At 70.4% G+C, this 23987-nt stretch carries 25 protein-coding genes; 13 read left to right on the top strand and 12 right to left on the bottom strand.

Going from position 1 to position 23987, the window contains the following annotated elements:
* Positions 1–164 precede the first annotated feature (164 nt).
* Positions 165–560, top strand: coding sequence for a DUF5994 family protein (locus tag ACZ6BG_RS27675; protein WP_469006293.1), 396 nt, complete (start codon positions 165–167; stop codon positions 558–560).
* Positions 561–565: 5 nt separating this feature from the next.
* Here the strand turns inward: ACZ6BG_RS27675 and ACZ6BG_RS27670 are convergent, their stop codons facing one another.
* A complete protein-coding gene (locus tag ACZ6BG_RS27670; protein WP_469006290.1) occupies positions 566–1006 on the bottom strand; it encodes a helix-turn-helix domain-containing protein in 441 nt (146 codons plus the stop codon).
* Between the two features lie 175 nt (positions 1007–1181).
* Here ACZ6BG_RS27670 and ACZ6BG_RS27665 point away from each other — a divergent pair, with 175 nt between their 5' ends.
* Positions 1182–1574 carry a hypothetical protein gene (locus ACZ6BG_RS27665; protein ID WP_469006287.1) on the top strand — a complete coding sequence of 131 codons (393 nt, stop codon included), beginning with the start codon at positions 1182–1184 and terminating at the stop codon, positions 1572–1574.
* A gap of 93 nt (positions 1575–1667) precedes the next feature.
* Here ACZ6BG_RS27665 and ACZ6BG_RS27660 read toward each other — a convergent pair whose 3' ends face one another.
* The 5 genes from ACZ6BG_RS27660 to ACZ6BG_RS27640 all read right to left on the bottom strand — a co-directional run bounded on the left by ACZ6BG_RS27660 (position 1668) and on the right by ACZ6BG_RS27640 (position 6391).
* On the bottom strand, positions 1668–1997 hold the full coding sequence (locus ACZ6BG_RS27660; RefSeq protein WP_469006285.1) for an SCO5918 family protein: 330 nt from the start codon (positions 1995–1997) through the stop codon (positions 1668–1670).
* A 172-nt stretch (positions 1998–2169) separates the two neighbouring features.
* Entirely contained in the window at positions 2170–3657 is a 1488-nt protein-coding gene (locus ACZ6BG_RS27655) for a DEAD/DEAH box helicase (RefSeq protein WP_469006283.1), read from the bottom strand.
* A 237-nt stretch (positions 3658–3894) separates the two neighbouring features.
* Complete coding sequence (locus ACZ6BG_RS27650) at positions 3895–4098, bottom strand: cold-shock protein (protein ID WP_030362120.1); 204 nt, start codon at positions 4096–4098, stop codon at positions 3895–3897.
* Between the two features lie 346 nt (positions 4099–4444).
* Positions 4445–5002, bottom strand: coding sequence for a tellurite resistance TerB family protein (locus ACZ6BG_RS27645; RefSeq protein ID WP_468454237.1), 558 nt, complete (start codon positions 5000–5002; stop codon positions 4445–4447).
* Between the two features lie 495 nt (positions 5003–5497).
* Positions 5498–6391, bottom strand: coding sequence for a DUF4394 domain-containing protein (locus tag ACZ6BG_RS27640; RefSeq protein ID WP_469007180.1), 894 nt, complete (start codon positions 6389–6391; stop codon positions 5498–5500).
* A gap of 318 nt (positions 6392–6709) precedes the next feature.
* Between ACZ6BG_RS27640 and ACZ6BG_RS27635 the strand changes: the two genes are divergently transcribed.
* Together ACZ6BG_RS27635 and ACZ6BG_RS27630 are read left to right on the top strand one after the other, a co-directional pair.
* Entirely contained in the window at positions 6710–8029 is a 1320-nt protein-coding gene (locus ACZ6BG_RS27635) for a PucR family transcriptional regulator (RefSeq protein ID WP_469006279.1), read from the top strand.
* Positions 8030–8171: 142 nt separating this feature from the next.
* A complete protein-coding gene (locus ACZ6BG_RS27630; protein ID WP_469006277.1) occupies positions 8172–10310 on the top strand; it encodes a TerD family protein in 2139 nt (712 codons plus the stop codon).
* A gap of 134 nt (positions 10311–10444) precedes the next feature.
* Here the strand turns inward: ACZ6BG_RS27630 and phoA are convergent, their stop codons facing one another.
* Entirely contained in the window at positions 10445–11824 is a 1380-nt protein-coding gene (phoA, locus tag ACZ6BG_RS27625) for an alkaline phosphatase (RefSeq protein WP_469006275.1), read from the bottom strand.
* Between the two features lie 318 nt (positions 11825–12142).
* Between phoA and ACZ6BG_RS27620 the strand changes: the two genes are divergently transcribed.
* The 3 genes from ACZ6BG_RS27620 to ACZ6BG_RS27610 are packed head-to-tail and all read left to right on the top strand — an operon-like array spanning position 12143 to position 14062.
* Entirely contained in the window at positions 12143–13192 is a 1050-nt protein-coding gene (locus ACZ6BG_RS27620) for an alpha/beta fold hydrolase (protein WP_469006273.1), read from the top strand.
* 21 nt (positions 13193–13213) lie between these two features.
* The gene (locus ACZ6BG_RS27615) at positions 13214–13471 is read left to right on the top strand and encodes a hypothetical protein (protein WP_469006271.1); all 258 of its coding nucleotides are present in this window, start codon (positions 13214–13216) and stop codon (positions 13469–13471) included.
* Between the two features lie 30 nt (positions 13472–13501).
* Positions 13502–14062 (top strand): CGNR zinc finger domain-containing protein, encoded by a 561-nt coding sequence (locus tag ACZ6BG_RS27610; RefSeq protein WP_469006269.1) that lies wholly within the window; start codon positions 13502–13504, stop codon positions 14060–14062.
* Positions 14063–14173: 111 nt separating this feature from the next.
* On the opposite strand, the gene ACZ6BG_RS27605 is transcribed toward ACZ6BG_RS27610, so the two are convergent.
* The 3 genes from ACZ6BG_RS27605 to ACZ6BG_RS27595 form a co-directional block, all read right to left on the bottom strand.
* The gene (locus tag ACZ6BG_RS27605) at positions 14174–15889 is read right to left on the bottom strand and encodes a methyltransferase (protein WP_469006266.1); all 1716 of its coding nucleotides are present in this window, start codon (positions 15887–15889) and stop codon (positions 14174–14176) included.
* 161 nt (positions 15890–16050) lie between these two features.
* Positions 16051–17226 (bottom strand): 4-hydroxybenzoate 3-monooxygenase, encoded by a 1176-nt coding sequence (locus tag ACZ6BG_RS27600; RefSeq protein WP_469007178.1) that lies wholly within the window; start codon positions 17224–17226, stop codon positions 16051–16053.
* A 302-nt stretch (positions 17227–17528) separates the two neighbouring features.
* A complete protein-coding gene (locus tag ACZ6BG_RS27595) occupies positions 17529–18107 on the bottom strand; it encodes a flavoprotein (RefSeq protein ID WP_469006264.1) in 579 nt (192 codons plus the stop codon).
* Between the two features lie 129 nt (positions 18108–18236).
* On the opposite strand from ACZ6BG_RS27595, the gene ACZ6BG_RS27590 reads away from it, so the two are divergent.
* A complete protein-coding gene (locus ACZ6BG_RS27590; protein WP_469006262.1) occupies positions 18237–19415 on the top strand; it encodes a helix-turn-helix domain-containing protein in 1179 nt (392 codons plus the stop codon).
* A 123-nt stretch (positions 19416–19538) separates the two neighbouring features.
* Positions 19539–20033 (top strand): hypothetical protein, encoded by a 495-nt coding sequence (locus tag ACZ6BG_RS27585; protein ID WP_469006260.1) that lies wholly within the window; start codon positions 19539–19541, stop codon positions 20031–20033.
* 295 nt (positions 20034–20328) lie between these two features.
* On the opposite strand, the gene ACZ6BG_RS27580 is transcribed toward ACZ6BG_RS27585, so the two are convergent.
* The gene (locus ACZ6BG_RS27580; RefSeq protein ID WP_469006258.1) at positions 20329–20625 is read right to left on the bottom strand and encodes a S1 domain-containing protein; all 297 of its coding nucleotides are present in this window, start codon (positions 20623–20625) and stop codon (positions 20329–20331) included.
* A 93-nt stretch (positions 20626–20718) separates the two neighbouring features.
* Between ACZ6BG_RS27580 and ACZ6BG_RS27575 the strand changes: the two genes are divergently transcribed.
* The 4 genes from ACZ6BG_RS27575 (at position 20719) to ACZ6BG_RS27560 (ending at position 23154) form a co-directional block, all read left to right on the top strand.
* On the top strand, positions 20719–21387 hold the full coding sequence (locus ACZ6BG_RS27575) for a YdcF family protein (RefSeq protein ID WP_469006256.1): 669 nt from the start codon (positions 20719–20721) through the stop codon (positions 21385–21387).
* A gap of 103 nt (positions 21388–21490) precedes the next feature.
* Complete coding sequence (locus tag ACZ6BG_RS27570) at positions 21491–21751, top strand: ribbon-helix-helix domain-containing protein (RefSeq protein ID WP_469006253.1); 261 nt, start codon at positions 21491–21493, stop codon at positions 21749–21751.
* Positions 21748–22191, top strand: a complete 444-nt coding sequence (locus ACZ6BG_RS27565) for a PIN domain-containing protein (RefSeq protein ID WP_468454259.1) — start codon at positions 21748–21750, stop codon at positions 22189–22191. The genes ACZ6BG_RS27570 and ACZ6BG_RS27565 overlap by 4 nt, the downstream gene beginning before the upstream one ends.
* 366 nt (positions 22192–22557) lie before the next feature.
* Positions 22558–23154 carry a phage tail protein gene (locus ACZ6BG_RS27560; RefSeq protein WP_469006250.1) on the top strand — a complete coding sequence of 199 codons (597 nt, stop codon included), beginning with the start codon at positions 22558–22560 and terminating at the stop codon, positions 23152–23154.
* A gap of 311 nt (positions 23155–23465) precedes the next feature.
* Here ACZ6BG_RS27560 and ACZ6BG_RS27555 read toward each other — a convergent pair whose 3' ends face one another.
* Positions 23466–23771, bottom strand: coding sequence for a hypothetical protein (locus ACZ6BG_RS27555; protein ID WP_469006248.1), 306 nt, complete (start codon positions 23769–23771; stop codon positions 23466–23468).
* Positions 23772–23987: the final 216 nt, after the last annotated feature.

The raw sequence follows: 23987 nt of genomic DNA, 5'->3' as shown, positions 1-23987 counted from the left end.
GGCACTTCGCACGCCGGTGACCGGACCGGCCTCGTTCTCCCGATGCTCCGCGCCCCCCCCGCACGAGGACGGCCCTGGACCCCGGCCGCACGGCCTCCTACCGAGGCCGAGGACCCCCGCCCGCCGCCTGGTTCGGCGGGCCCCCAGACAGGAGTCGCCCGCTCATGTCCACCGTCCTTCAGCGCCCGCCCGCCCAGCCCGTGGTGCGTCTCCGGCTGGCTCCGCACGACTCGTCGCCCCGCCGCGTCGACGGGGCGTGGTGGCCACGCTCCCGCGACCTGATGGTCGAACTGCCCCTGCTGCTCGGCGCGGTGCCCCCGACCTGGGGGCAGGTCGACGGTGCCTGCGTGCACGAGGACGTGTGGTCGCCTTCCCCGCGGCGGCTGCTCATCGCCGCCCATGTCGTACGACTGCGCAGGGAGCCAGGCGCCCGCAACCGGCACACGATCTGCCTGCTCAGCTCCGGCCGGGGCCGCAGGGACCTGCTCGTGGTCCCGCCGGAGGTGGCCGCGCCCGACGCCGAGCGCCTGATGGCGGCGGTGGCGGCGCAGGCGTGCTGAGCGGTTCAGCGGTGGCCGGATCCGGTGTCGGTGCCGGGCCGGGTGTCCGTCCCGGGTTCGGCGCCGGGTTCGGGTTCGGCGCCGGAAGTCCGGGCGTCGGCCGCCTCGCTCGCCGCCTCGCTCGCCGCCTCGCTCGCCGCCCGGCGGTACTCCGCGTTGATCCGCTGGGCCTCCTCAAGTTGGTCCTCAAGGATGACGATGCGGCACGCGGCTTCGATGGGGGTGCCCTTGTCGACGAGTTCACGGGCGCGGGCGGCGACGCGCAGCTGGTAGCGGGAGTAGCGCCGGTGGCCGCCCTCGGAGCGGAGCGGGGTGATCAGGCGGGCCTCGCCGATGGCCCGGAGGAAGCCCGGGGTGGTGCCGAGCATCTCCGCTGCTCGGCCCATCGTGTAGGCGGGATAGTCGTCGTCGTCCAGACGACCACTGAGGGGGATATCTGCTGTCATGTCACCTCGTTGTGCAACGCGTCGAAGGGCCCCGATGCCGTACGGCACCCGGGGCCCCGAACGAATTCAACACCATGCGTCGCCTCCGCCGCCCTGGCGACTTTCCGTTTCCGTCCCCGGGTGGGGCCGCACGCGGGGTGGGGCGGGGACCGGCCGCTGAATAGAATCCGCTGTCATGTCGAACCCTGACGAGCTGCTCGTCAACATCTCCGCCATGGTCGAGTCGGAGCAGAGCAATCAGATGTCGCTTACCGTAGTCGTCGCCGGCGCCGTGCTCACCGGCCGCCTCGCTCCCGAAAGCGTGTGGAGGCAGCGGGTCTCCGAGGTCCTGAAGGACTCGGACCGCCTCGGCCCGTTCTCCGACGTCTTCGCCGGTCACAGCACGCCGGTCCGGTCCGCACCGGACACGGACGACGGGGGCGGCGGCGCGCCCACGCATCTCCACTTCCACCTCGCCCGGATCCTCCAGGGCAGCGTGGGGATTCCCGAGACCGGGGGCATGTACCGGGTCGCGATCAAGGACGTCAGCGCCTGGACCGTGGGTGACTTCAGCTACTCCGACCAGTGAACACGCATGTGTGAAGGGCCCCGCCGACATGAGTCGGCGGGGCCCTTCACGGCTTTCGGACCTGTGTGCGGCGCCTTACGGCTCCAGGGCGCCTTACGGCTCCAGCGTGGTGGGCTCGGGGACGGGGCCGCCGAGCAGCGCCGAGGCGTTCTCCATGGGGGCGAGGGGCTGCTGGGGCGCGGGCTCCTGGGCGCTGCGGCAGGTGAAGCCGAGCCGGGCCATGGCGCGGGTGACCTCGCCGCTGGTGAAGTCGCGGCGGTCCTGGCGGGTGATGACGGCGCCGACCTGCTTGGCGGGGTAGTTGCGGCGGCCGATGATCACGTACTCGCCACCGGTGACCGGCTCGGGCTCGACGTCCTTCATCGTGGCCAGCACTTCGCTCTTGGAGAGGTCGAACGGGAACCTGGCGATGACGCAGCGCATGATGCCTCACAGACGGGGAGAGAAGGGGCTGAGCGGGGCTACGGGCTGAGCGGGCTGAGCGGTCCTGACGGGGCCGGGTGGCGCGGGGGCCGGGCGGCCCCGGGCGTGGCCCGCGGGTCCGCCGGGCCACGGGGCCCTGAGGAGACTCTAGGGCCTGTCCGGTGGGCCGACCCTAGGCCCTCGGGGTGGCGGACCGGCTCCGCCCGCCGCGACCGCGACGTCCCCGGGGCGAGGACGAGGCGCTGCGGCGGGGTCGCTCCGGGGCGGGCGCGCGGATCACGACCGGGATGCCGGACGGCGCCTGAGCTCCGGTGATACGGCTCAACTCGGCCTCGCCCGAGCGTACTTCGGTGGTCTGCGCGGTGACGCCCGCGGACGCCATCAGACGGTTCATCGCGCGCCGCTGGTTGGGGGTCACCAGGGTGACGACGCTGCCGGACTCCCCGGCGCGGGCCGTGCGGCCGCCGCGGTGCAGATAGTCCTTGGGGTCGGTGGGCGGGTCCACGTTCACGACCAGGTCGAGCTGGTCGACGTGGATGCCGCGCGCCGCCACGTTGGTGGCGACGAGCACCGACACGTGCCCGTCCTTGAACTGGGTGAGGGTCCGGGTGCGCTGCGGCTGGGACTTTCCGCCGTGCAGCGCCGCGGCGCGGACACCGCTGCTCAGCAGGTGCTTGGTCAGCAGGTCCACGGCGTGCTTGGTGTCCAGGAACATGATCACCCGGCCGTCCCTGGCCGCGATCTCGGTGGTCGCCTGGTGCTTGTCGGCGGCGCGCACGTGCAGGACGTGGTGGACCATCGTGGTCACCGCCCCCGCGGACGGGTCGACGGAGTGCACCACCGGGTCGTTCAGATAGCGCCGGACGAGCAGGTCGACGTTGCGGTCGAGGGTGGCGGAGAACAACATCCGCTGCCCGCCGGGCCGCACCTGGTCGAGCAGCGCCGTGACCTGCGGCATGAAGCCCATGTCGGCCATCTGGTCGGCCTCGTCGAGGACGGTCACGTCGACCTGGTCCAGACGGCAGTCGCCCCGGTCGATGAGGTCCTTCAGCCGCCCGGGAGTGGCCACGACGACCTCCGAGCCGCCGCGCAGCGCGCTCGCCTGGCGTCCGATCGGCATCCCGCCGACGACGGTGGCCAGGCGCAGCCGCAGCGAGCGGGCGTAGGGCGTGAGCGCGTCGGTGACCTGCTGGGCGAGTTCACGGGTGGGTACGAGGACGAGTCCGAGCGGCTGCCGGGGTTCGGCACGACGGCCCGCCGTACGGGCGAGCAGGGCCAGGCCGAACGCGAGGGTCTTGCCGGAGCCGGTGCGGCCGCGGCCGAGCGCGTCGCGGCCCGCGAGGGTGTTCGGCAGGGTCGCCGCCTGGATCGGGAACGGCACGGTGACGCCTTCCCGGCCGAGGGCGGTGAGGAGTTCCGCGGGCATGTCCAGGTCGGCGAACGCCTCGACGGCGGGCAGCGCGGGGGTGATCGTCTTCGGCGGGGCGAACTCGCCCTGGAGCGCGGTGCGGTGCCGGGCGTGGCCGTTCGGGCGGGACGGGCCGCCGGCGCGGCCCGCGGAATTCGGTCGCCCCGAGCCGGTGCGGCCCCCGGAATTCGGGCGGCCGGAACCGCCGGTTCGGGTACGGGTGTAGCGATCGCCATTGCGTGTGCGGTTCATGCGGAACCTTCCTTGATGTGGCACGTATCGGCAGGTATCAAGGAATTCCCGCAGCACAAGGGGCGGCGCAGAGAATCGCAAGAACGAGCCAAGAGTGGCGGGACAATTCCCGCGAGAAATGCGCCGGTGGCGCTGCCGTGGAATACGGCAGACGCGGTGGGCGTCCGGAAACGCAGCGAGCTGGGGCCCGCACCCCAAGGTGCGGGCCCCAGCTGCGAAGTGCGTGTGTCCGCTGCGTCAGGCGGGGACGATGTTCTCCGCCGTCGGGCCCTTCTGGCCCTGCGCGATGTCGAACGTCACCTTCTGGCCCTCGAGCAGCTCACGGAAGCCCTGGGTGGCGATGTTCGAGTAGTGGGCGAAGACGTCCGGGCCGCCGCCGTCCTGCTCGATGAAGCCGAAGCCCTTTTCCGCGTTGAACCACTTGACCGTACCAGCAGCCATTTTCTTCTCCTTCGGGGCGGTGCTCGGAGTCCGCCCTGTGCGGACCCCGTGTCGCCGTGATGTGCCCCGTCGGAAAAAATGAACCGTTTTCGGGAACCACAACTGCAACTGAGATCGACAGTAGCACGGCAGGATCGCGGGAGGGTGAAAAAAGAAATTGCTCCGGCTGTCGCGCGAGGAACCCTCAGTGCGCCTGACTGTAATTCCTCATGTCGCCACGACAGATATTTTCCCGCCGAGATCCCAGGGGCCGCCGCCCGACCGTTTCAGGGGCCGCTGCCGGGCCGCTGCCGGGCCGCTCCCGGGCCCCTCCTGGCTTGCTCCCGGCGGCCGCCCTGTGGCCGTCTCAGAGGCCGAACTCCTGCGGGGAAAGGCCGAGCGCGGCGCACGCCTCACGCAGGACCTGCTCCTCGGCCGGGGCCACATAGCCGTCCGCGCCCGCGACGACCAGGCCGGTCTGCACGACCGCCCGGGCCTCCGTCTGCTTCTTGGCCGCCTTGGCGATCTCCTGGAGGACCTCCGTCTTGCCCTGCTGGAAGTTGAACGCCAGCTGGTCCACGTGCTTGTTGAACCGCTGGCGCAGCTGCTCCGGCGGGAAGTTCTGCAGCACGTCGTTCTGCAGGATCAGCGACTCCACGTGCTGCCGCTCGGCCGGGTCGACCTGGCCGTCGGCGGCCGCGACCAGGGCGCACATGGCCATGCTCGCGTCGCGGTACGAACCGCTCTTCAGCTCCGTCTTGAGGGACGTGAGCTGGGACTTGAGCGCGCTGATCAACTGCGCCTTCGAGCCGCCGGAGGACCCACCGGGTCGGCCGTGCCCGTGCCCGCCCGAGCTGCCCGAGCGCGAACCCTGCGCCTGCTGCAGACCCTTGGCCTGCTCCTTGAGCTTGTCCCACATAGCCATCTGTGCCACCTCAGCTTCTGCCATGTAACCGCTCGTGCGCGCGCGTTCCGCGCGTCCTTCTGCCTTCTGCCAACGCCCCCACGTTCCCCGAAGTTCCAGACTCAGTACAGGGCGGACCAGGACTTGGCACAGCTCAGGAAAAACACCTGACACAGCGCGGTGTGTGGTCGTACCATCCCTCGCGATGACGACTCACTCTGTTGACAGATTGGGGGACCCGTCCGCGCAAGGTGAGTGCTGATGCTCACCGACATCGCGAACGGGCACACCCGTCCTTCCTCCCGGCGCCCCTCCGACGGGCACCCGTCCGTCTGGCCGCGCGTACGCGAGTTCGCCGTGCCGGACGGCGGTCGGCCTGTTCCCCCGCCACCGCCGCGACACCTCGACGCGGGACGAGAGCGACCCCGGCTGCGTACCGGACGGGCCGCCGGAGTGGGCGCGGGTGGTGGAGATCGGACAGCGGGCGGTTCCCCGAACAGTTCCTCGGCTACCGCCTCAGCTACCGCTGAGTTTGATCGTCACATCGGTGACATCCAGCGGGAATTGATCGATGACGGTCGCCTCACCGGTGAAGACATTCACGCTGTAGAAGGACGGAGTTTCCGCCCCGTACGGAGTGAGGGACGCGAAGGCGATATTCGAGGTGGTCTTGCCGCCCGTCAGATAACTGAAGATGTCCAGACCGGAATCCGCGCCAGCGTCGAGGGTCAGGGATCCGGTCGGGGCCAGGGTGCCGTTGTTGGCCGGAGACTGGATGACGACCTGGTCGGACGTGGTGTTGATGTCGAACAGGGTCGTCGCGGTGGCGCCGTTGAGATCGTTGTTGGTGTACGCGGCGGCGGTGACGCCCCGGGTGGGGGCGGGGTTCGGCGGGGTGGTGAGGACGCTGTCCTCGGCCGTGCTGCCGTCATTGAGGTTGTGCCGCAGGTTCTGTCCGTTGTCGCTGATGACGCGGAGCCGGTCGGCGGCGGGGTTGAAGTCGACGCCGAACTTCGTGCCGTACAGGGCGACTTGGAGCTGGGACACCTTGGTGACGACGACGTCCGCGACGTCCGGCGGGGTCTTGATCGTGTAGATCCCGCCCTGGTCGCCGACGCCGTACATCAGCCCGTCCTGCACCCGGTGGTCGATGCCGATCAGCTTCGTGTCCCCCTTGAGCCCCTTGATGACCCGGACCCAGTCGAGGCTGTCGGGCCGGTCGGTGGTGAACGTGGCCATGCGGGTGCCGCCGACGAGGATGCCGAAGGCGCGGAGGCTGGGGGTGGCGGCGGGGGTCTTGGTGGCGGCGGTGGCTTTGGTGCCCGCTGCCGGGGCGGTGGCCGAGCTGGCGCCCGGCGCGGCGACCAGGAGGGCGGCGGAGGCGGCCGACGCGGAGAGGGCGGCCACGATCCGCTTGCTGTTCCTGGACCTGCGTGTCCTCTCCGTCGTCCTGGTTCTGGAATCACGTCTCACGATTTCCTCCCAAGTGAAGAAGTTCAGGCGGGCATGAATATGGCTGTGGTATTTCCAGATCCCCATTAAGCCCGCCTCGTCGGGAGGCCACAAGCAAAGGAAGCGACATGCCGGTCTTCGCCCGGCAACTTTGCGCACGATGACAAATGCGCACGGCGAGTGGCCACTGAAATCCACCTCCGATTCACGCGAAGTGACAAACCCCGTCCGGTTTTGACCTGTCGATCAATTCCGCCGGAATGGCATGCTCCGGCCATGGGCGGCCTCTTCGCGGAGCTGGCCCGGCGCGCGTCCAGCAGCGCCCGCCGGGAGGTCGAGACGTACGCGCGCGAGATCCCGGAGTTCAGGAGCCTGGACACGAACGCCCGGGCGAGGGCGGAGACCTTGGAGTACGCGGTGTGGCTGCGCCGCCGCACCGGCGAACTTGCCCCCACCAGCGCCGAGTTGACCGAGTCCGACCTCGCAGCCATAGCCGCGATGGGCGAGGCCCGAGCCGCCTCCGGCCTGTCCCCGGAATCCCGCCAGCGCGTCCTGCGCCTGCACACCGCCCTCATGCTCCGCGAGGTCAACGAGGCGACGGACGCCCAGCGGGACGGCGACGCCGACGAACTCGTCCGCCTCCTCGGCTGGTTCGCCGCTCAGGGCGAACGCGGCATCGAGGCGTACTGCCAGGGCTTCGTCTCGGCGCTGCGCCATCGCCTCCCGTACGTGGACCAGGTCGCGCTCCTGGTCAGGGCGCTGCTGGCCGGGGATCCCATGGCGGACGAACTCGCCCGCTCCGTGGGGATGGAGGTCCCCGCGTACTGCGCGGTGACGGTGATCCGGGTGCCGTCGGCCGGCGGGCCGGGCGCGGAGCGGGACTGGGGCCCGGAGGCCGAGGTCCAGGCGCTGCTCAAGCAGTACCAGGTCCCGCTGATGTGGTGCGCGGCAACGCCCTCGACCCCCGGCGAACTGATAGCCCTGACCCCTCTGATCCCTTCGGCGCCCCCGCCCGTCGCACCCGACCACACCCATCCGCCAGACCACACCCATCCGCCCGACGCGCACGCGCGACTGCCGGAGGCGCACGCGCGACTGCCAAAAGCGCACGAGCACCTGCCCGAAGTGCAGGATCTCGTACGGGACTTCACCCAGTCCCTCGCCATCCCCTGCGCGGCGGGCACCGCCACCGCCGCCCTCCCCGACCTGCCCACCGCCCTCGACCGAGCGAGGCGCATCAGCAGAGCGGCCCCCCTGCGCCGCGCACCCGCCCGCCCGCACGCGCACACCACGGCTGACGTCTTCGTCGAACTCGCCGTGGCGGACGTCCCGTTCGTCGACGCCTGGCTCCACACGCTGGCCCGCCGCCTCGCCCCCGGCCCGGACCTCCTCCTCACGCTCGACGCGTACTACACCCACGACCTGAACCGCACCGCCACGGCGGCGGCCCTCAACGTCCACCCCCGCACCCTGGACTACCGCCTGCGCCGCGTACGCGAACTGACGGGGATCGCACCGGGGTCGACACATGGGGTGCGGGCGCTGAGCGCGGTGGTGAGGCGAGGGTTGTCAGGGGCGTGGGGTCCGCGTTTCTGACGGACGGCCACAGGCTGTGCTCGCTCGGTACTACAGTTCCGGTGTGCAGTCAGTGTGTGCCACGTCACACGGGCTCGGTCGACGCATGGTCATGGGGTGGTGGCCGACGTGTGCCTGACGTGCGCTATTGGGGGGTGGGGCCATGTACGAGCTGAGCAAGGGCGCCAATGTGGGGCTGGGGACCCTGAGCGAGAACGCCGACTCCGTGATCGTGAGTCTGGACTGGACGAGCCCGACAGGGGAGGGCGACGCGGATGTCTCCGTACTGCTCCTGGGCGCCGACGGCAAGGTGCGCAGCGACGGGGACTTCTACTTCTACAACAACCCCGTCGCCGCTGACGGGAGCGTGCAGCTCCTGGGCAAGACGCCTACGGGCAGCGGTGACAAGGACCGGATCAGCTTCGACCTGACGGCGGTCCCGGAGCGCGTCGACCGGATCGTGGTGGCGGCGAGCCGGTACGGCGGGGCGCACTTCGGCGAACTCGGCGACCTGCGGCTCACGTTGGCCGACGGCTCCGGGGAGGGGCTGCTGCGGTTCGCGATCGAGGACGCTGGTTCGGTGAGCGCGTTCATCTTCGGTGAGGTCTACCGGCGGGGCGCGGAGTGGAAGTTCCGGGCTGTCGGGCAGGGCTACGACGCCGGTCTCGCCGGGCTGGCGACGGACTTCGGTGTCGACATCGACGACGACGAGGCTGCTCAGGAGGCGTTGGACGCCGGGGGTGCCGAGGAGGCGTTGGACGGCGAGGCAGCGGACGTACCGGTGGAGGCCGCGACGCCGGCCCGGGCTCTGTCCCAGGCTCCGGTCGTGGACCCGGCCGCGGCTCCGGTCGAGGCCGTGACCCCGGAGCCTGCTCCGGCCGTCGACTGCGAACCCCCGCCCATGTTGGAGGCGGTCCCGGCGCAGAGGCGTCCCGAAGCGGACGCGCAGCCGAGGAGGGCCCCGGCGCGACCTCGTACCGCCAAGAAGAAGGTCACCCTGCCGAAGGCGGCCAAGAAGTCCTTGGCGGACAACGAGTCCTGGAAGGAGGCCAGGCTGTTCCCCCTCTCCGCACTCAAGAGCGACCGTGACCGCGAATTGCGGGCCACCTCGGTGCTGTTGTCGGTGATGGCGCAGATCCCGGAGTTCGGCAGGAGGCTCACCGCTGCGTTCGGGGCCCCGGCGGGCCGCATGGAGACGTTCACCGAGGTTTCCCTGCCCAACGGCGACTCCCCGCGCCGACCGGACGGTGTGATCCGTGTCGAGCGGGCCGGCAAGCTGTGGACGGTACTGGTCGAGACGAAGACCAACGGGAACCCTCTCAAGGGGGAGCAGGTCCAGGCGTACATGGACATCGCCGCACGCCGCGGCTACGAGGCCGTGGTCACGCTCTCGAACGACGTCGCGCTGGAGGGCAGCCCCCTGGTCGACGTCAGGATCGACGGACGGCGCAAGCACAAGGTGGCGCTGTGGCATCTGTCCTGGGCCGAAGTGGCCCACCAGGCGCAGATGCTGATCCGGCACGAGGGCGTGGGCAACATGGCGCACGCGTGGCTGCTCCAGGAACTGCTGCACTACCTCCAGCACGAGAACTCCGGCTGCCACGGCTTCCAGAACATGGGCTCGGCCTGGGTGCCGGTACGCAACGGCATCGACGACGAGACCCTCTGCCAGGGCGACCCGCGCAGCCTTGAGGTGGTGGAGAGCTGGGAGCGGCTCATCCGCCAGGTCTGTCTCAGGCTCGGCGGTGAACTCGGCCAGAAGGTGCTGCCCGTACAGCGCTCCCGGCGTGGAACGGACCCCGGCATCCGACGCGCCCACCTGGCGGACCAACTCTGCCTCGAGGGGCGGCTGCAGGCGGAGATGCGCATCGAGGACACGCCGGGCGTCCTCGTCATCGCCGCCGACCTGCGCACGGGCAAGCTGCGCGTCTCCATCGAGATGCCCGCCCCCGCCCAGGGCTATCCCCTGACCTGGGTCAAACGCCTAGTCCGGCGCCTCGCCGAAGCCCCCGCCGACCTCCATGTCGAAACCCTGGTGGAAGGCGGTACGGGAGGGCCGCGGGGCACGCTGGAGCGACTGCGCCCGGAACCGGCGGACCTCCTGCCCAGGAACGACGCACCGATCACCGGCTTCCGCCTCACCCTCTTCAAGGGCATGGGCAGCAGCCGCGGCAACGCCGAGTCCGGCTTCATCCGCAGCGTCGACGACGCTGTCGACCGCTTCTACGCCACGGTGGTGACCCACCTGGACCGCCCGGCGCCTCGCCGGAATCCGTCCGCGGAACGCTCCGCTGTGGGCTGAGGGACGCGGCCGGAGGAGTACCGGCCGCGTCCCTCAGCCCGGCGGAGCCTCAGCCCGGCGGAGCCTCGACTCAGCGGAGCCTCAGCCCGGCGGAGCCTCGACTCAGCGGAGCCCCAGCCCGGTCGAGCCCCGGCTCAGCGCAGCCGCAACGCCTCCCGCACCGTAGTGAAGAGATCCGTTTGGTTGGTGACCCCGAGCACGCGGTACGCCTGCGGGCCCTGGGCCGCGATGCGGACCTGGGTGCCGGTGTGCTCCTGGGACTGGCCCGGGGTGTTCGTGGAGTAGTTGACCTTCAGCTGCTGGCCCTCGTTGGTGACGAGGGTGGAGGAGAGGCCGGGGGGCTGGGCCTCCAGGGGCACGATCTGGCTGGTGTGGGCGTGGTCGGCGGTGGTGACGACCAGGGTGTCCGGGTGCTTCGCGGCGTAGTCGCGGGCGACCTTCACCGCGCGGTCGAACGCCGCGGTCTCGCCGATCTGGCCGCACGGGTCGGCGGCGTGGTCCTGCTTGTCGATCGAGGCGCCCTCGATCTGCAGGAAGAAGCCCTGCTTGTTCTTGCCGCTCTTCTGCTTGGCCTCCAGGAGCTTGATGGCCTTGCTCGCCTGGTCCTTGAGGGCGGGGGTGCCCGCGGGGCGGCCCGGGTTGGAGGTCGTGCAGCGCTGCGGGTCCGTACCGCCCTTGGCCGCCGCCTTGCCGGTCCACTCGACGGGCACGTTGCCGGGCGCGAAGAGGCCGAGGACGGGCTTGCCGTTCTTGACCGACTTGACCTTCTTCAGCTCGCGGTCGTTGGTGACGACCTGGTAGCCGAGCTTCTTCGCCTGCTGGGTGACGGTCAGGCCCTTGTACTTGCCGTCCGTGACCTTCTGGTCGAACCGCTGCTGTCCGCCGCCGAGGAGCACGTCCACCTTGTGGTTCACGCTCTGCTCGGCGATCGAGCCGGGCCCGCCCTTGGCGATGGTGTCCTTCGGGCACTTGGCCATGTCGGCCGGGCCCTGGCAGCTGCGGTCGGTGGCGTGCGAGGCGAGCACGGCCGGGGTGGCGTCGGTGAGCTCGGCGGTGGTGACCGAGCCGGTCGCGTAACCCTTCTTCTGGGCCAGCTCCAGGATCGTCGGTACGGCCTTGTCGGTGCCCGGCGTCTTCGAGATGCGCCCGTTGACCGTCTTCACGCCGGTGGCCCAGCCGGAGCCGCTCGCGGCGGAGTCGGTGACGTAGTCGGGCGTGCCGTCCGCGTGCACCGCGTACGTCGTGTACGCGCCCGTCAGCGGGAACTTGTCCATGTTCAGGCGGCCGTTCGCGCCCACCGTGTAGTCCCGGGCGAGCGTGATCTCCGAGTCGCCCATGCCGTCGCCGATGAGCAGGATGACGTTCTTCGCCTTCCCGCCCTTGATGGCCCGCTGGGCCTGGTCCTTGGTGTCGGAGGCCCCCGCGGACGCGGTGACGGTCACGGCCACCGCGGTGGCGGCGGCCACGGAACCGGCGGCTATCAGGCGACGACGGGACAGACGCGGTCTGGCCATGGCGAACTCCTCAAAACGTGCTTTGTTACGTCCTTGTACGGTGCAGCCACCTCACCAGCGCCACGTGAACCGGACGGGACGTGCCGGTGCCTTCTCGATGACCTGAGGACGACGTGAGGCCCGCCTTCTGTGTGTGGGGGGGCGGGGTGCTCTGGCCTCGGGGGACGCACCATCACTTGCTGGGGTGGTGACGTACGCCGCCAGCCTGGGGTCATCCTTCTCTAGCGTCACCACCTTGACTGGTGACACCACCCATGCAAGAGTCAGTCATCGGACAAGCCGGTGTACGTGGATTCGTGGACACGCGGAGGAATGCGCATGATCAGCAGGCGTGGCTTCAGCAAGGGTCTCGGGGCGGGGGCCGGGGCGGCGGCCGCCTCGCTGGCCGGGGTGCAGGGCGCGTCCGCGGCGCTCCGGGGTGCGTCCACCGTGCCCGGGGGCGCGTCCACCGCACCCTCCGCCGCCACCTTCCCCCACCTCAAGCACATCAACGCCGGCCTGCTGAACGTCGCCTACGCCGAACTGGGCCCCGCCCACGGCCCCGTGGTCATCTGCCTGCACGGCTGGCCGTACGACATCCACAACTATGTGGACGTCGCCCCGCTCCTCGCCGAGCGGGGCTACCGGGTGATCGTCCCGTACCTGCGCGGCCACGGCCCGACCCGCTTCCGCTCCGCCCGGACGTTCCGCAACGGCCAGCAGTCGGCCATCGCCACCGACATCATCGCCTTCATGGATGCCCTCAAGATCGAGAAGGCCGTCCTCGCGGGCTTCGACTGGGGCTCGCGCACCGCCGACATCATCGCCGCGCTGTGGCCCGACCGTTGCAAGGCCCTCGTCTCGGTGAGCGGCTACCTGATCATCAACCTCGAAACCAACCAGAAGCCGCTGCCCCCGGCGGCCGAACGCACCTGGTGGTACCAGTACTACTTCTCCACCGAGCGCGGCCGCCGCGCCATGGAGGACAAGACTCTGCGCCATGACCTGACCAGGTTCGTCTGGGACACGGTCTCCCCGACCTGGGACTTCGACGACGCGACGTTCGAGCGCACGGCGGCCGCCTTCGACAACCCCGACTACGCGGCCGTGGTCATCCACAACTACCGCTGGCGCCTGAGCATCGCCGACGGCGAGCGCCGCTACGACGCCCTGGAGCGCCGACTCGCCACCCGCCCCGTCATCACGGTCCCCACCATCACCCTCGACCCCGAACGGGACCCCTTCACCGCGCCGGGCAACGGAGCCTCGTACCGCGACAGATTCACGGGGGCGTACGACCACCGGACCCTGGCGGGCATTGGGCACAACCTCCCGCAGGAGGCCCCCGCGGCCTTCGCGCAGGCGGTCGTGGACGTGGACAACTTCTGACAGCGAGAACGGAGTTCGACGATGGAGAGCACCCAGAGCACCCAGAGCACCCGGCCCAGCCAGGGCGCCCAGCCCGCCCAGAGCGCCACGGCCGGCACCGCGGACGCCACCGAAACCGCAGCTCGCCGCGCGGCCTTCGGCCAACTCCCCGCCCGCATCCCCTACGAGGACATGACCGAGGAGAGGGAGGCCACCCCGCACCACCCGGCGCGGTACGCCTACGACCCCGAGGGATCCTGGCGGTCCTTCGCCTGCCTGGCCGCCGACCTGGGCCTCTGAGCCCAGCCCGTCACCTGTCAGAATAGTGACGTGAACCTCGACCACGTCTTCGTCTGCGGCAACCCGGCCCTCGACTTCGCCGCGACCCTCCGCGCGCGCCGCTCCCTGCGCTTCGAGATGTTCGTTACGCCACAGCGGCTGAACGCGTGGTACGTGGAGTCAGGCCTCGTGGACGCGGTATCCCCAGGTCAGGAGGGCGACGTGGAGCAGGCGAGGGCAGTGCGGGAAGCCCTCTACTCGCTCATCACGGCGCGCCGTCTCGGCGAGGAGTACGACGGGACGGCGCTGACGGTGGTGAACAACGCCGCCCGCAAGCAGCCCGCCGTCCCACAGCTCACCCCCGCGGGCCGCTGGACGCAGGCCACTCCGGAGGAGGCCCTGTCGATGGTGGCGCGGCACGCCATCGAGCTCCTGAGCGGCCCGGACGTACCGCTGCTCAAGGAGTGCGGCAATCCGGAGTGCACGCGCACGTACATCGACCGCTCGCGCGGCACGCGCAGGCAGTGGTGCGGGATGGAGTCCTGCGGCAACAAGATCAAGGCGGCGGCGTACCGGGCCCGCAAGAAGAGCGGGCCCGCGGCGGCGCACTGACCGTCCCGGGTCCGCCCCGCCTCACCTCTGCCCCGGCCGGGCTCGCCCTTCCTCCCGCCGACCCCCGCTCACCAGGGACGACACGACGGCCGGAGCGCCCCCCTCACCAAGTCATCCCGCCGAGGCCGACCCTCCGGTCCCCCTCACGTGCAGCACCGCGCCGTCCAACGGCAACGGCGTCCGGCCCACCAGGGCGAGCCCGGCGTCGGCGAACAGCCTGCCGTAGTGGTCGGCGCGCCGTTCGCGTCCGCCGACGTTGCACATCATGTGGAGGTCCCAGGCGGTCGCCAGCGAGTACGCCCCGTCGGCGGGCAGCACGCGTTCGACGACGAGCAGGTCGGCGTGGGCGGGCATCGCGCGGGCGCAGTGCCGCAGGATCTCGCGGCACTGCTCGTCGTCCCAGTCGTGCAGGACGCGGGACAGGACGTAGACGTCACCGCCCGTGGGTACGTCCGCGAAGTCCCCGGCGCGGAAGGCACACCGCGGGCCGAGCTCCGCCAGCTGCCGGCGGGCGGCCTCGACGACGTGCGGACGCTCCAGCAGGACCCCGTTCAGCCGGGGGTGCGCGGCGAGGACGCGGCCGAGCAACTCCCCGTTGCCGCCCGCGACGTCGACCACCGTGGCCCCGGCGGGCGCCCCGGCCGCGGCGGTGAGCGCCGGATGCGCGGGGACCGGGTCGAACATGGCGGACCCGGCGGCCATGGACTGGTCGAAGAGTTCCGCCAGTTGAGGGTCGCGGGCGAAGTGGTCGAAGTGGTTCTCGCCGAAGTGGTGCTCGAAGGCGACCTGTCCCGTCCGCACGGTGTGCCCGAGCCCGGCGAAGGACTGGTAGAACGGCCCGCCGTACATCAGCGCGAGCGCCCGCATCGACCCCGGGCCACCGGTGCGAAGCAGGGCGCCCGCCTCGGTGAGCCGGAAGCCGTCGCGATCCTCCGCGACGATGCCCAGCATGGCGAGGTAGCGCAGCAGCGTGGCCAGGTTCTGCGGCCGTGCGCCGACCTTCCGCGCCAGTTCGTCGACGCCGGTCCCGGTGCCGACGCCTGGCCCGCCCTCTCCGGCCATGGCGTCGGGCACCCGGAGCTCGACGAAAGCGGCCAGCGCCTGCGTCGTCCACGCCCCGGTCAGCAGACGCAGGACCGTTTCGGCGGGCTGCTGGGCGCGATGCTCTTCGAGGTGCGCGGAGAGTACGTCGCGGTGGTCGCCGGGGACGTACAACTCCACGCGCCGGTAACCGGCCTTGGCTTCCGCAGCCGCCCCGAAGTAGAAGACCGTGCCGTTCTCGTGCGGGTTGTAGCCGCCGCCGTCCGCGGTGGCCCCGTACCGCGCGAAGGTCGCGCACAGGCCGCGCAGCACCAGCGGGTCGGGCGCCACCACCTCGAAGGCCACGTGCGCTTCGTGCTGCCGCTCCCGCTCGGCCTCGGCGATGACGTCCAGGTCCGACCCGGGCGGCACGGTCAGCACGAACACCTCGACCGTCCGGTGCGCCCCGTCCGCGCCGACCACCGGGGGGCGCAGGATGCCGACGTCCAGGCCGTCCGCCCACCGCCGGTGGCGCACGGCCAGTCGCTCGCGTACGACGACACTCGCCTGCGGCGGTAGGGATGCGACGAGTCCGCAGGCGGTGAGCATGGCCCGCAGCTCCGCATCGTCCGCGGGAAAGACGAGCTGCGCGGCATGCGAGAACCGGCAGTGCTCCACGAGAGTCCGCAGCTCGGGCCCGTCGAGCCCGGGGAAGAGGAGGGGGAGCAGGGCGGCGGTGTCCTGCTCCTTGACGAAGTCGACGGTCGTGAGCAGGCGGGAGGTGTCGCCCGACAAGGTCGTGATCACTGCGGGAATCCTCGGTCTTGGATTGGAGTGGGGAAGGGGAGGGAGAGGGCACAGGGTGGGGGCAAAACGGGCAGGAGGGGGTCGGGGGGAGGGGCAAGAGGGCAACGGGCGAAGACGGGCGGAGCAGAGACCCGCAGCAGGAAGCGGCCGGGCGCCGAACCTCAGACGCCGACGTAGTGCTCGGCGAACCAGTCCTGCTGGCTCCTCGAAGTACGCAACGAGCTCAGACGGGCACGCCGCAGGGAGTCGTGGAAGGCCACCGAGCCGTCCGGCTCACCGGACGACGGGCGACTGTGCAGCAGCCGGATCATCCACTGCGAGAACTCCTGCGCACGCCAGATGTAGGCCAGGCAGCGCGCGGAGTAGGCGTCGAGACCTTTGGAGTCACCGTGGACGAGGTCGTCGACGAGGGCACCGGCGAGGATCTCGGCCTCCAGGACGGCGAGGTTGGCGCCCTTGGCGGCGGACGGGCTGACGAGTGCGGCGGCGTCGCCCGCGAGGAACAGAGAGCCGTGGCGCAGCGGTTCGAGAACGTCGGACTCGAGGTCGACGACGGCGCGCTGTACGAGCCGCCCCCGATGCAGCGCGCCGTACTTGTCCGCCCACATCCGCAGCTCCAACTCCTCCCAGACCCGCTCCTCGGACCAGGCATCGGCCGGCGTACCGCGCTCGCACTGCACGTAATACCGAGTGACCTCGCTGGTCCGCGCCATGTGCCCGGCGAACCCCCGCTCGTGCACCGCGTACCCGACGGCGTCCAGACTGGGCGGCGCCTCGGCGAGCACCCCGAGCCAGCTCACGCCGTGGTCGCAGTGATGACGTCGCACCGACCCGTCCGGCAGCGAACGCCGTGCCGCCCCGTGCCGCCCGTCGCACCCGGCCACGTACCGCGCGTGCCACCGGCCGGGCCGCCCGTCCGGCTCGCGCACGGCGACGGAGGGCTGCCCGCTATCGGCGTCGAGGACGGCGACGGCCTCCACGCCGAATTCCACGCGCCCGCCAAGCCCCAGAAAACGCGCCAACAGGTCAGTCACCAGATCCTGTTGGGGATAAACGGTATGCCGCTCCCCACGCCCGAGCCCTCCGTAGTCCAGCCGAAACCGCCCGTCCGCACTCCGGAACTCACACGTGCTGTGGCCCCGCCCCCGCAGCCGAATCCCCTCATCCAGCCCGTGCCGCTCCAGAATCCGCACGGTATTGGCGGCCAGAAACCCGGCCCGCGCCCGCGCCTGCACATGCGCACGCCCGGCCCGCTCCAGGACGACACAGTCGATCCCGCTGCCCTGCAGAAGATTCCCCACCACGAGCCCGGCCGGTCCGGCACCGAGAACCACCACATCGGCTTCACGTCGGCTCTGCATGTCTGTCACAAAACGGGATCGTAGGTGCCGTGAAAGTGACTGACCTGACGAGATCACCTGAAGGAGCGGGGGTTGTAGCAGTGAGGTGGGGCGTGCGGGTTGGCGCATGCGCTGACGTGAGGGGGTGGGCGCGGGTTCGGCTGCCGCCGTGGGTTCGGCTACGGGGGTTGGTGGGCCTGGGCGGCGGGAGGTGGGTGACCGCCGATCACCGCTGCTCGTCTGGGCCCGGCGCCCGCCGAAGCCACCGCCTCAGCAGGCTGACAAGGCGCAGGTCGCCTTCAACCGTCACCCCTCGACCCACCGGCCACCTCTTTCACAGCCTCAAGAGCAAGCCCCCACGGATACCCCTCCGGCTCCCCCGACCCAGCCGGGTTGGGGGTGAACCCGCCTTCCCCGTACAACACCACCACCCCCTGCTCGCGCAGCTCCGCCACGCTGCGGTCGAGCTGTCGGTGTCGGGCGTACGCGGCGTTCACGCAAGGCACCGTCACCGTGGGGATGTTCTTGCCGATGGCCTCGGCGGCGACGCCCACCACGAAGGACGATGTGAGGCCCAGGGCCCATGAGTTGAGGGAGTTGAACGTCGCCGGGGCGAAGAGGATCGCGTCCGCAGGGGGCCAGACATCGGGCTGGCCCGGGAGCTTGTACTCACTCCGGACGGGGTGCCCGGTCAGGGCCTCCAACCCGTCGAGGCCGCCCGCGAGACCGTCCGCGACCCAGCGCGCCGCGGTCGGCGTTAGGCCGACGCACACGTTCCAACCGTCGTCGCCCTGCGCCGTCTCGATGACCCGCCCGAGATCGAACACCGGCGGCGCGGCCGAGGCGAACAGGTACAGGGTTCGTGAGCTCGAGGTCATGCGCTCATCCCACCCCGTGTGCGGGCGTCGGGCAACTACCCCCGAAGCAGGTGGATGAGAGGCGGTTTGCGGTCCGGGGGCGCCCGGTGTGGGTACCGTTCCAGATGGCCGTCAGGAGCAGAGTCCAGCATGCCCAGTGACGATCACCCCGGGGCCCGTATCGCCCAGCAGCGGAAGCTGGCCGGGTACACGCAGCGAGGGTTGGCCATGAAGGCCGGTTACTCGTACAGCCTGCTCCACCAGGTGGAGAGCGGGCACAAGGCGGCGAGCCCGGACTTCACTGCGGCGTGCGCCAGGGCGCTGCGGATCGATGTCGCTGTCCTGACGGGGCAGCCCTACATGACCGAGCTCCAGCAGGACCGCCTCGCCGAGCTGATCAGGCCCATTCGCGAGTCGCTCGATCTGTACGACCTCGGCGCCGACCCCGACGTATCCCCCCGGGAAACGCCTCGGCTCGTCGAAGCCACGGCCACCCTCTGCCGGGAGGTGCGAGCCACTCACCTCCACAAGGCCGCGCGCGCCCTGCCCCAGCTGATCACCGAGCTGACCACAGCCGCACACCGCAAGCCGTCGCCCGAACTGTGGTCCGCGCTCGGCTCCGCCTACCGCACAGCACACGACGTCACCATCAAGCTCGGTTTCTACGACCTGTCCACCATCGCCCTTGACCGGATGGAGTGGGCCGCGCAACGGGCCTCCGACCCCGTCCTGTCGGCCGTCCGCCAGTACATGCGCGGTCTCGTCTACCACCGGGAGGGCGAGCACACCATCGGGCTGCGCCTCGTGGACGCCGGCCACCGCCTTCTCCTTCAGGCCGACGAATCCCCTCAGTCCCTGGCAGTGGCCGGGCAGTTGCACCTGGGTGCGACCGTCATCGCCGCCCGGGCCCGCGACGAGGACGTGGTACGGACCCGACTGGCCGAAGCGAAGCAGATCGCCGAACGGGTCGGGGAGATGGGCCATGTGCACTGGCTGTCATTCGGGCCGACGAACTGCGCGGCGCACGAACTCTCCGCGCTCACCGAGATGGGGCGTCACGGGGAGGCCGTGGCGAAGGCCAAGAAGATCCACATCCCTGCGTCATGGCCTGCGTCGCGCCGCGCCCACGTGTGGATCGACCGCGGGCGCTCGGAGATGGAGACCGGCCGCAACGACGCGGCGCTCGTCTCCCTCACGAACGCCCGCGCACTCGCTCCCCAGCAGACGCGGTACCACCCCGGGGCCCGCGCGACCGTCGAAGGACTGGTGCGCCAGCAGCGCCGTACCCCTGATGCCCTGGGCCACATCTCCGCGTGGCTCGGTCAGTGACGGCAGTCGTCCGCGGAGGCGAGCAGAGATGTGACCAGGTGTCACCGTGAAGTGACAGTTGGCCCCTTTGTGCGTCGCCACCCTGGTCCTGGACTCGATCGGCGATGACAGCAGGGGAGACCAGTGGACACCCACCAAGCAGACGAAGCCATCTCCGACGCATCCATCTCCGAGTGGTTCGCGCACGCTCAGCCGGGCTCCGTGCACGCCCGGCGCGAGTGGGCGGAGGGAGGCGTCGCACTGCTCCCGTGCGGGCCGCGCTTCTGCGCGGTGAGGCTCTCCGGCCCTCTCGTGTACGCGGCCTTCGGCACGGACGCGGCAGAGGTGGTGGACGTCTCGCTCGCGGCGATGCTGGGCGGTCCGGTGTTCTGCAACGGCTTCAGCCGCCACTACTACGCATTGGTCCGGGCTGTCCCCGGGCACATCTGGTCGTACGACCACGAAGCCCCGCTCCTGGGGGCAGGGACGTACCTCGGCATCCCAGCGGTGTGTCGCACCTCGCCACCCGGCCCCTACTGGGTGAGCCTCCCGCACCAGCCGGGCGACCTGTGCCCCCACCCGTCCGTGGCCGCACTGGTCGCCCTGGGCCTCGCGCGGTCGGCGGGGGTATCGGAGTGACCCCGGCCACGGAATGGTCCACGTACCAGGCGCTGCTCGCGCACCTGGACGGGTGCGCGGACTGCCTGGCAGAACGTGACTGCGACCCGGCGGCCCGCATCAGGCGTGCGCTCCGCGCGGCACGGGCCGCGGCCGCGGAGGCGAAGCCGGACGATCAGGCATCTGGCGCGGATCCGGCGTGCGATGGCTGATCCGAGCGGACGCCCGGCTGGTAAGCGGACGCCCGGCGGGCTACAAGAAGACCCAGGTCCTCTGAAGAGCTGTGCGGGCTGTGGGGTGGTCAGCCGGACACACATCAATCGAGGCGGATCCTCACCTGACGGGTGCGGTCCGCGTGCCAGATCACCTCACCGGTGACGATGGCCCCCAAGTCGGGCAGTTCCATGTGGTGAGGCATGGCGGTGATCTCGGCAAGGCCGATCGCATGCGGCGTGCCATCGAGGCGAAGGAAGACACCGAACGGCTGTCGGCCGATGACTCGTCCGCTGACGCGAGATCCAAGGGGGAGCGCGGAGACCGTTGCCGGCCAGGAACGGTCAACATCATCCAAGGCCGGCACCTGCGAGCGGTCCGGCCAACTGAACTCGGGCATTGTCCAATCATGTTCTGGGCGGGTGAAGTTGTCGACAGGCGTCCGCTGTGGCGCGTACAGGGGCCTGTCAACGGTGACCAGGGAGACGAACGCGTGAGGGACAACCGGCGGGCCATCACCGAAGATCAGCGGCACCAGGCCACGCTGATCTGGGACCACCACCAGATGCACCACGAGCCCTACCCCGTCGACGCGGCGATCGGCCTGGGCAGCCACGACCTCGGCGTCGCCACCCGCACCGCCGAGCTGTACCACGCGGGCCTCTTCCCCGTCGTGGTCTTCACCGGCGGCAACAGCCGCACCACCGCCAAGGTTTTCCCGCGCGGCGAGGCGGTGCACTTCCGCGAGCACGCCGTCGACCTCGACGTACCCGCCTCCGTGATCCTCCTGGAGCCGAACGCCGCGAACACCGGGCAGAACATCACCCTCTCCCGCGACGCCCTCGCGGCCGCGGGCATCACACCGGCCACGGTGCTCCTGGTCTCCAAGCCGTACATGCAGCGCCGGTCCTTCGCGACCGCCCGCAAGCTGTGGCCCGAGGCCGAGTTCGTGTGCGCCTCGGAGCGGATGGAGTTCGACGACTACCTGAAGAGCAGCGGCGACGAGAAGCTCGTGGTGGACATGCTGGTCGGTGACCTCCAGCGGGTCATCGAGTATCCAAAGCGCGGGTTCGCCATCGAGCAGGAGGTCCCGGAGGGGGTGTGTGCCGCGTACGAATCCCTCATCCGGGACGGCTTCACCAGCCGCCTGATCGCTCCCTGAACCTCTGCGATCCGTGGGCGCGGCCTTGGGAGAGGGCTGGGGGTGCTGGGGTGCCTGCGCGAGCAAACATGCCCCAATCTGGTACATGGACTACCATTGGTACATGTCTATGAAGCGGACCAACGTCTACGCCGACCCCGAGGACCTGGCGATCATCAAGGAGGCCGCCAAGCGCCGGGGCATAAGCGAGGCCGAGATCATTCGCCAAGGCATCCACCTCGCGGCCATGGCGAACCGCGTCTGGGACGAGCCGCTGTTTTCCCGCACCTTCGAGGGGCGGGGCCGTACGCCGTCCAAGGCCGAGGTCCGTGACACGGTCGCCGACGCGGTACGCCGCGAGACGGACGCCGGAACCGCCGCGTGATCATCGTCATCGCCGACACCTCCGGCCTGCTGGCCGCGCTCGACGCCACGCATCCGGAGCACGCCGCGGCGAACGAGGCGATTCTGGCCGCCGGCCTTCTCGTCATGTCCCCGCTTCTGCTCGCCGAGCTCGACCACGTCGCGACGCGCGAACTGGGCCGGGAGGCCGCGCTCAGCGCGATCGACGACATCCGGCACTGGATGCGCCGGGGCCGCGTCGTCGCGCCGGAGATCACGGAGGATCACCTGGGCGCCGCCCAGTCCGTCCGCGCGCGCTACAGCTCCCTCGATCTCGACCTCGCGGATGCGGTGAATGTGGCCCTGGCCTCCGACTACGACACGGACGCGATCCTCACGCTCGACCGCCGGGACTTCCGCGCCGTACGCCCGCTCGGCCGCCACAAGGCATTCCGGGTACTGCCCGACGACCTCCCTCTCTGACCTCTCTGACGGCGACCCCCGGATCGGCCCGGTCCTGAACCACGGCCCGCACCTGGACGGTGCCTTCGCCGGCCTGGCCCGCCCTCACCAGCCGCGGGCCCGGGAGCACTCCGCCGATCACACCGCGCTCCCGCCGTGGGCGTCCCACCCCAGCGTTCCAGCCGTGCTTCGTTTCACCTGGTGAGCGGGGACAGGGCGTCCCAGCTTCCCGTTCTGCCTGCTTTCTGTGGCGGCTGGGACGGGCTGGCTCGCAGACTCAAGTCGTCCAACACACACAGCCGTTGACCGGTGGGCACCAGGGAAGTGATTCCGCGCCCCGACCCGCTGTGGACGGCTCAAGCGCAGACCAGTTCAGGGAGTCTCCCCATGACCCGTTCCACCATCAGCTCGCGCCGCCGCATGGTCGGGGTGGCCACCGCCGCCTTGCTGTCCCTGGGGCTGCTGACCGCGTGCGGCTCCGGGTCCTCGGACACCGACGCGTCGAGCGCCGGTTCGTCCCAGAAGGCCGAGTCGCGTGCCAAGTCGTCCGACAGCGGCGCGAAGGGCCGCTCGGAGTTGTCCTCCCGGGCCGAGGGCGGGGAGGCGGGCCTCCAGCCGGGCGACGCCCTTGCCACCCACACGTTCCAGTTGAGCGTCGGCGGCGGCACCGAGGCCCTCGGCGGAGTCTCCGAACTGAAGGTGGACCAGCCCACGGAGCAGTCCCCCGACCGCAGGCTCGTCCCCGGCGAGCAGAAGACGGGCACGGTGACCGTGGTCCGTGGCGCCGAACAGTCCCAGCAGTTCACCGACCTGATCAACGGCAGCACCCAGCCCGAGACGGCGTCCCTCAGCATGTTGGGCGCCGCGGGCAACCCGACGAAGCAGTACACCCTGCAAGAGCCCAGGGTCATCAAGGTCGACAACCCCCAGACCGGCAACGCCCAGAGCGTCACGATCCAGTTCTCGTCCCTGTCGGTCGGCTAGGGCACTTCCTTGATCAGGCAAGACGCTCGGGGCACCCGCACGGCAAGGAACCCTCGGGCGCAGCAAAGAACCCCCGGGCCCATGACCCGGGGGTTCGAAGAAGAGCGGGTGACGAGAATCGAACTCGCACTCTCAGCTTGGGAAGCTCGGGTGTTCCAGGGCCAGCTGTCCATCTGACCTGCGGGGTAACGGCCTGCGAGGGCCGGACGGGTGTCTCCTGGCCGTCCGCGATTCCCCGTGGTTCCCCGCCCAACCTGGCACGGGTCTGGCACGACGATCAACTGTTGGTCTCAGCTGAGCTCTACGAGCAACTAGTAGCGGAAGCTGGCCTGAGTGCCCCTTACGTGGATGAGGAAGTCGTCGATCGGTTCGCTGCCGTCGGCAGGCACCAATGACAGCCCTAGAGCATCCACCGCTCCCATGGCTCGCTCGACCCTTGGAGGGTCAGGCTGCTCTGCCTCTATCGAGTGGGTCCACTCCTCAAGGATGGGGCGAACGCCTTCCCAGGCCGGCGTCCCGGTGAAGTGGCAGCGAAACCACGGCTGGTCGATCTCATCGAGCGTGAGAGTTCCGAGCAGGTTGTTCGCCTGCAAGAGTTGCCAAGATCGATCGGTCATCAGTCCCCCTCAAGAGCGATGCATCGGCACAGTAGCGTGTCGGTGCATCTGCCCTATGACCTTCTGATCCGTAGCTCTATGCGAATCAGGCGTTGTCGGTCATACGCGCCGCTTCAAGGTTCTACTGAGCCTGAACTCGTGGTGTCGTAGCTGCTGACAAGTCTTGATCGTCGCGGTATGCCGTTGTCATGAGGTACGCGCAGGGCGGCGGTCTGA

This window comes from Streptomyces sp. NPDC041205, from assembly GCF_055591765.1.
Note: the sequence above shows the minus strand (reverse complement) of the source record. Positions and strands in the feature narration are given on the sequence as shown.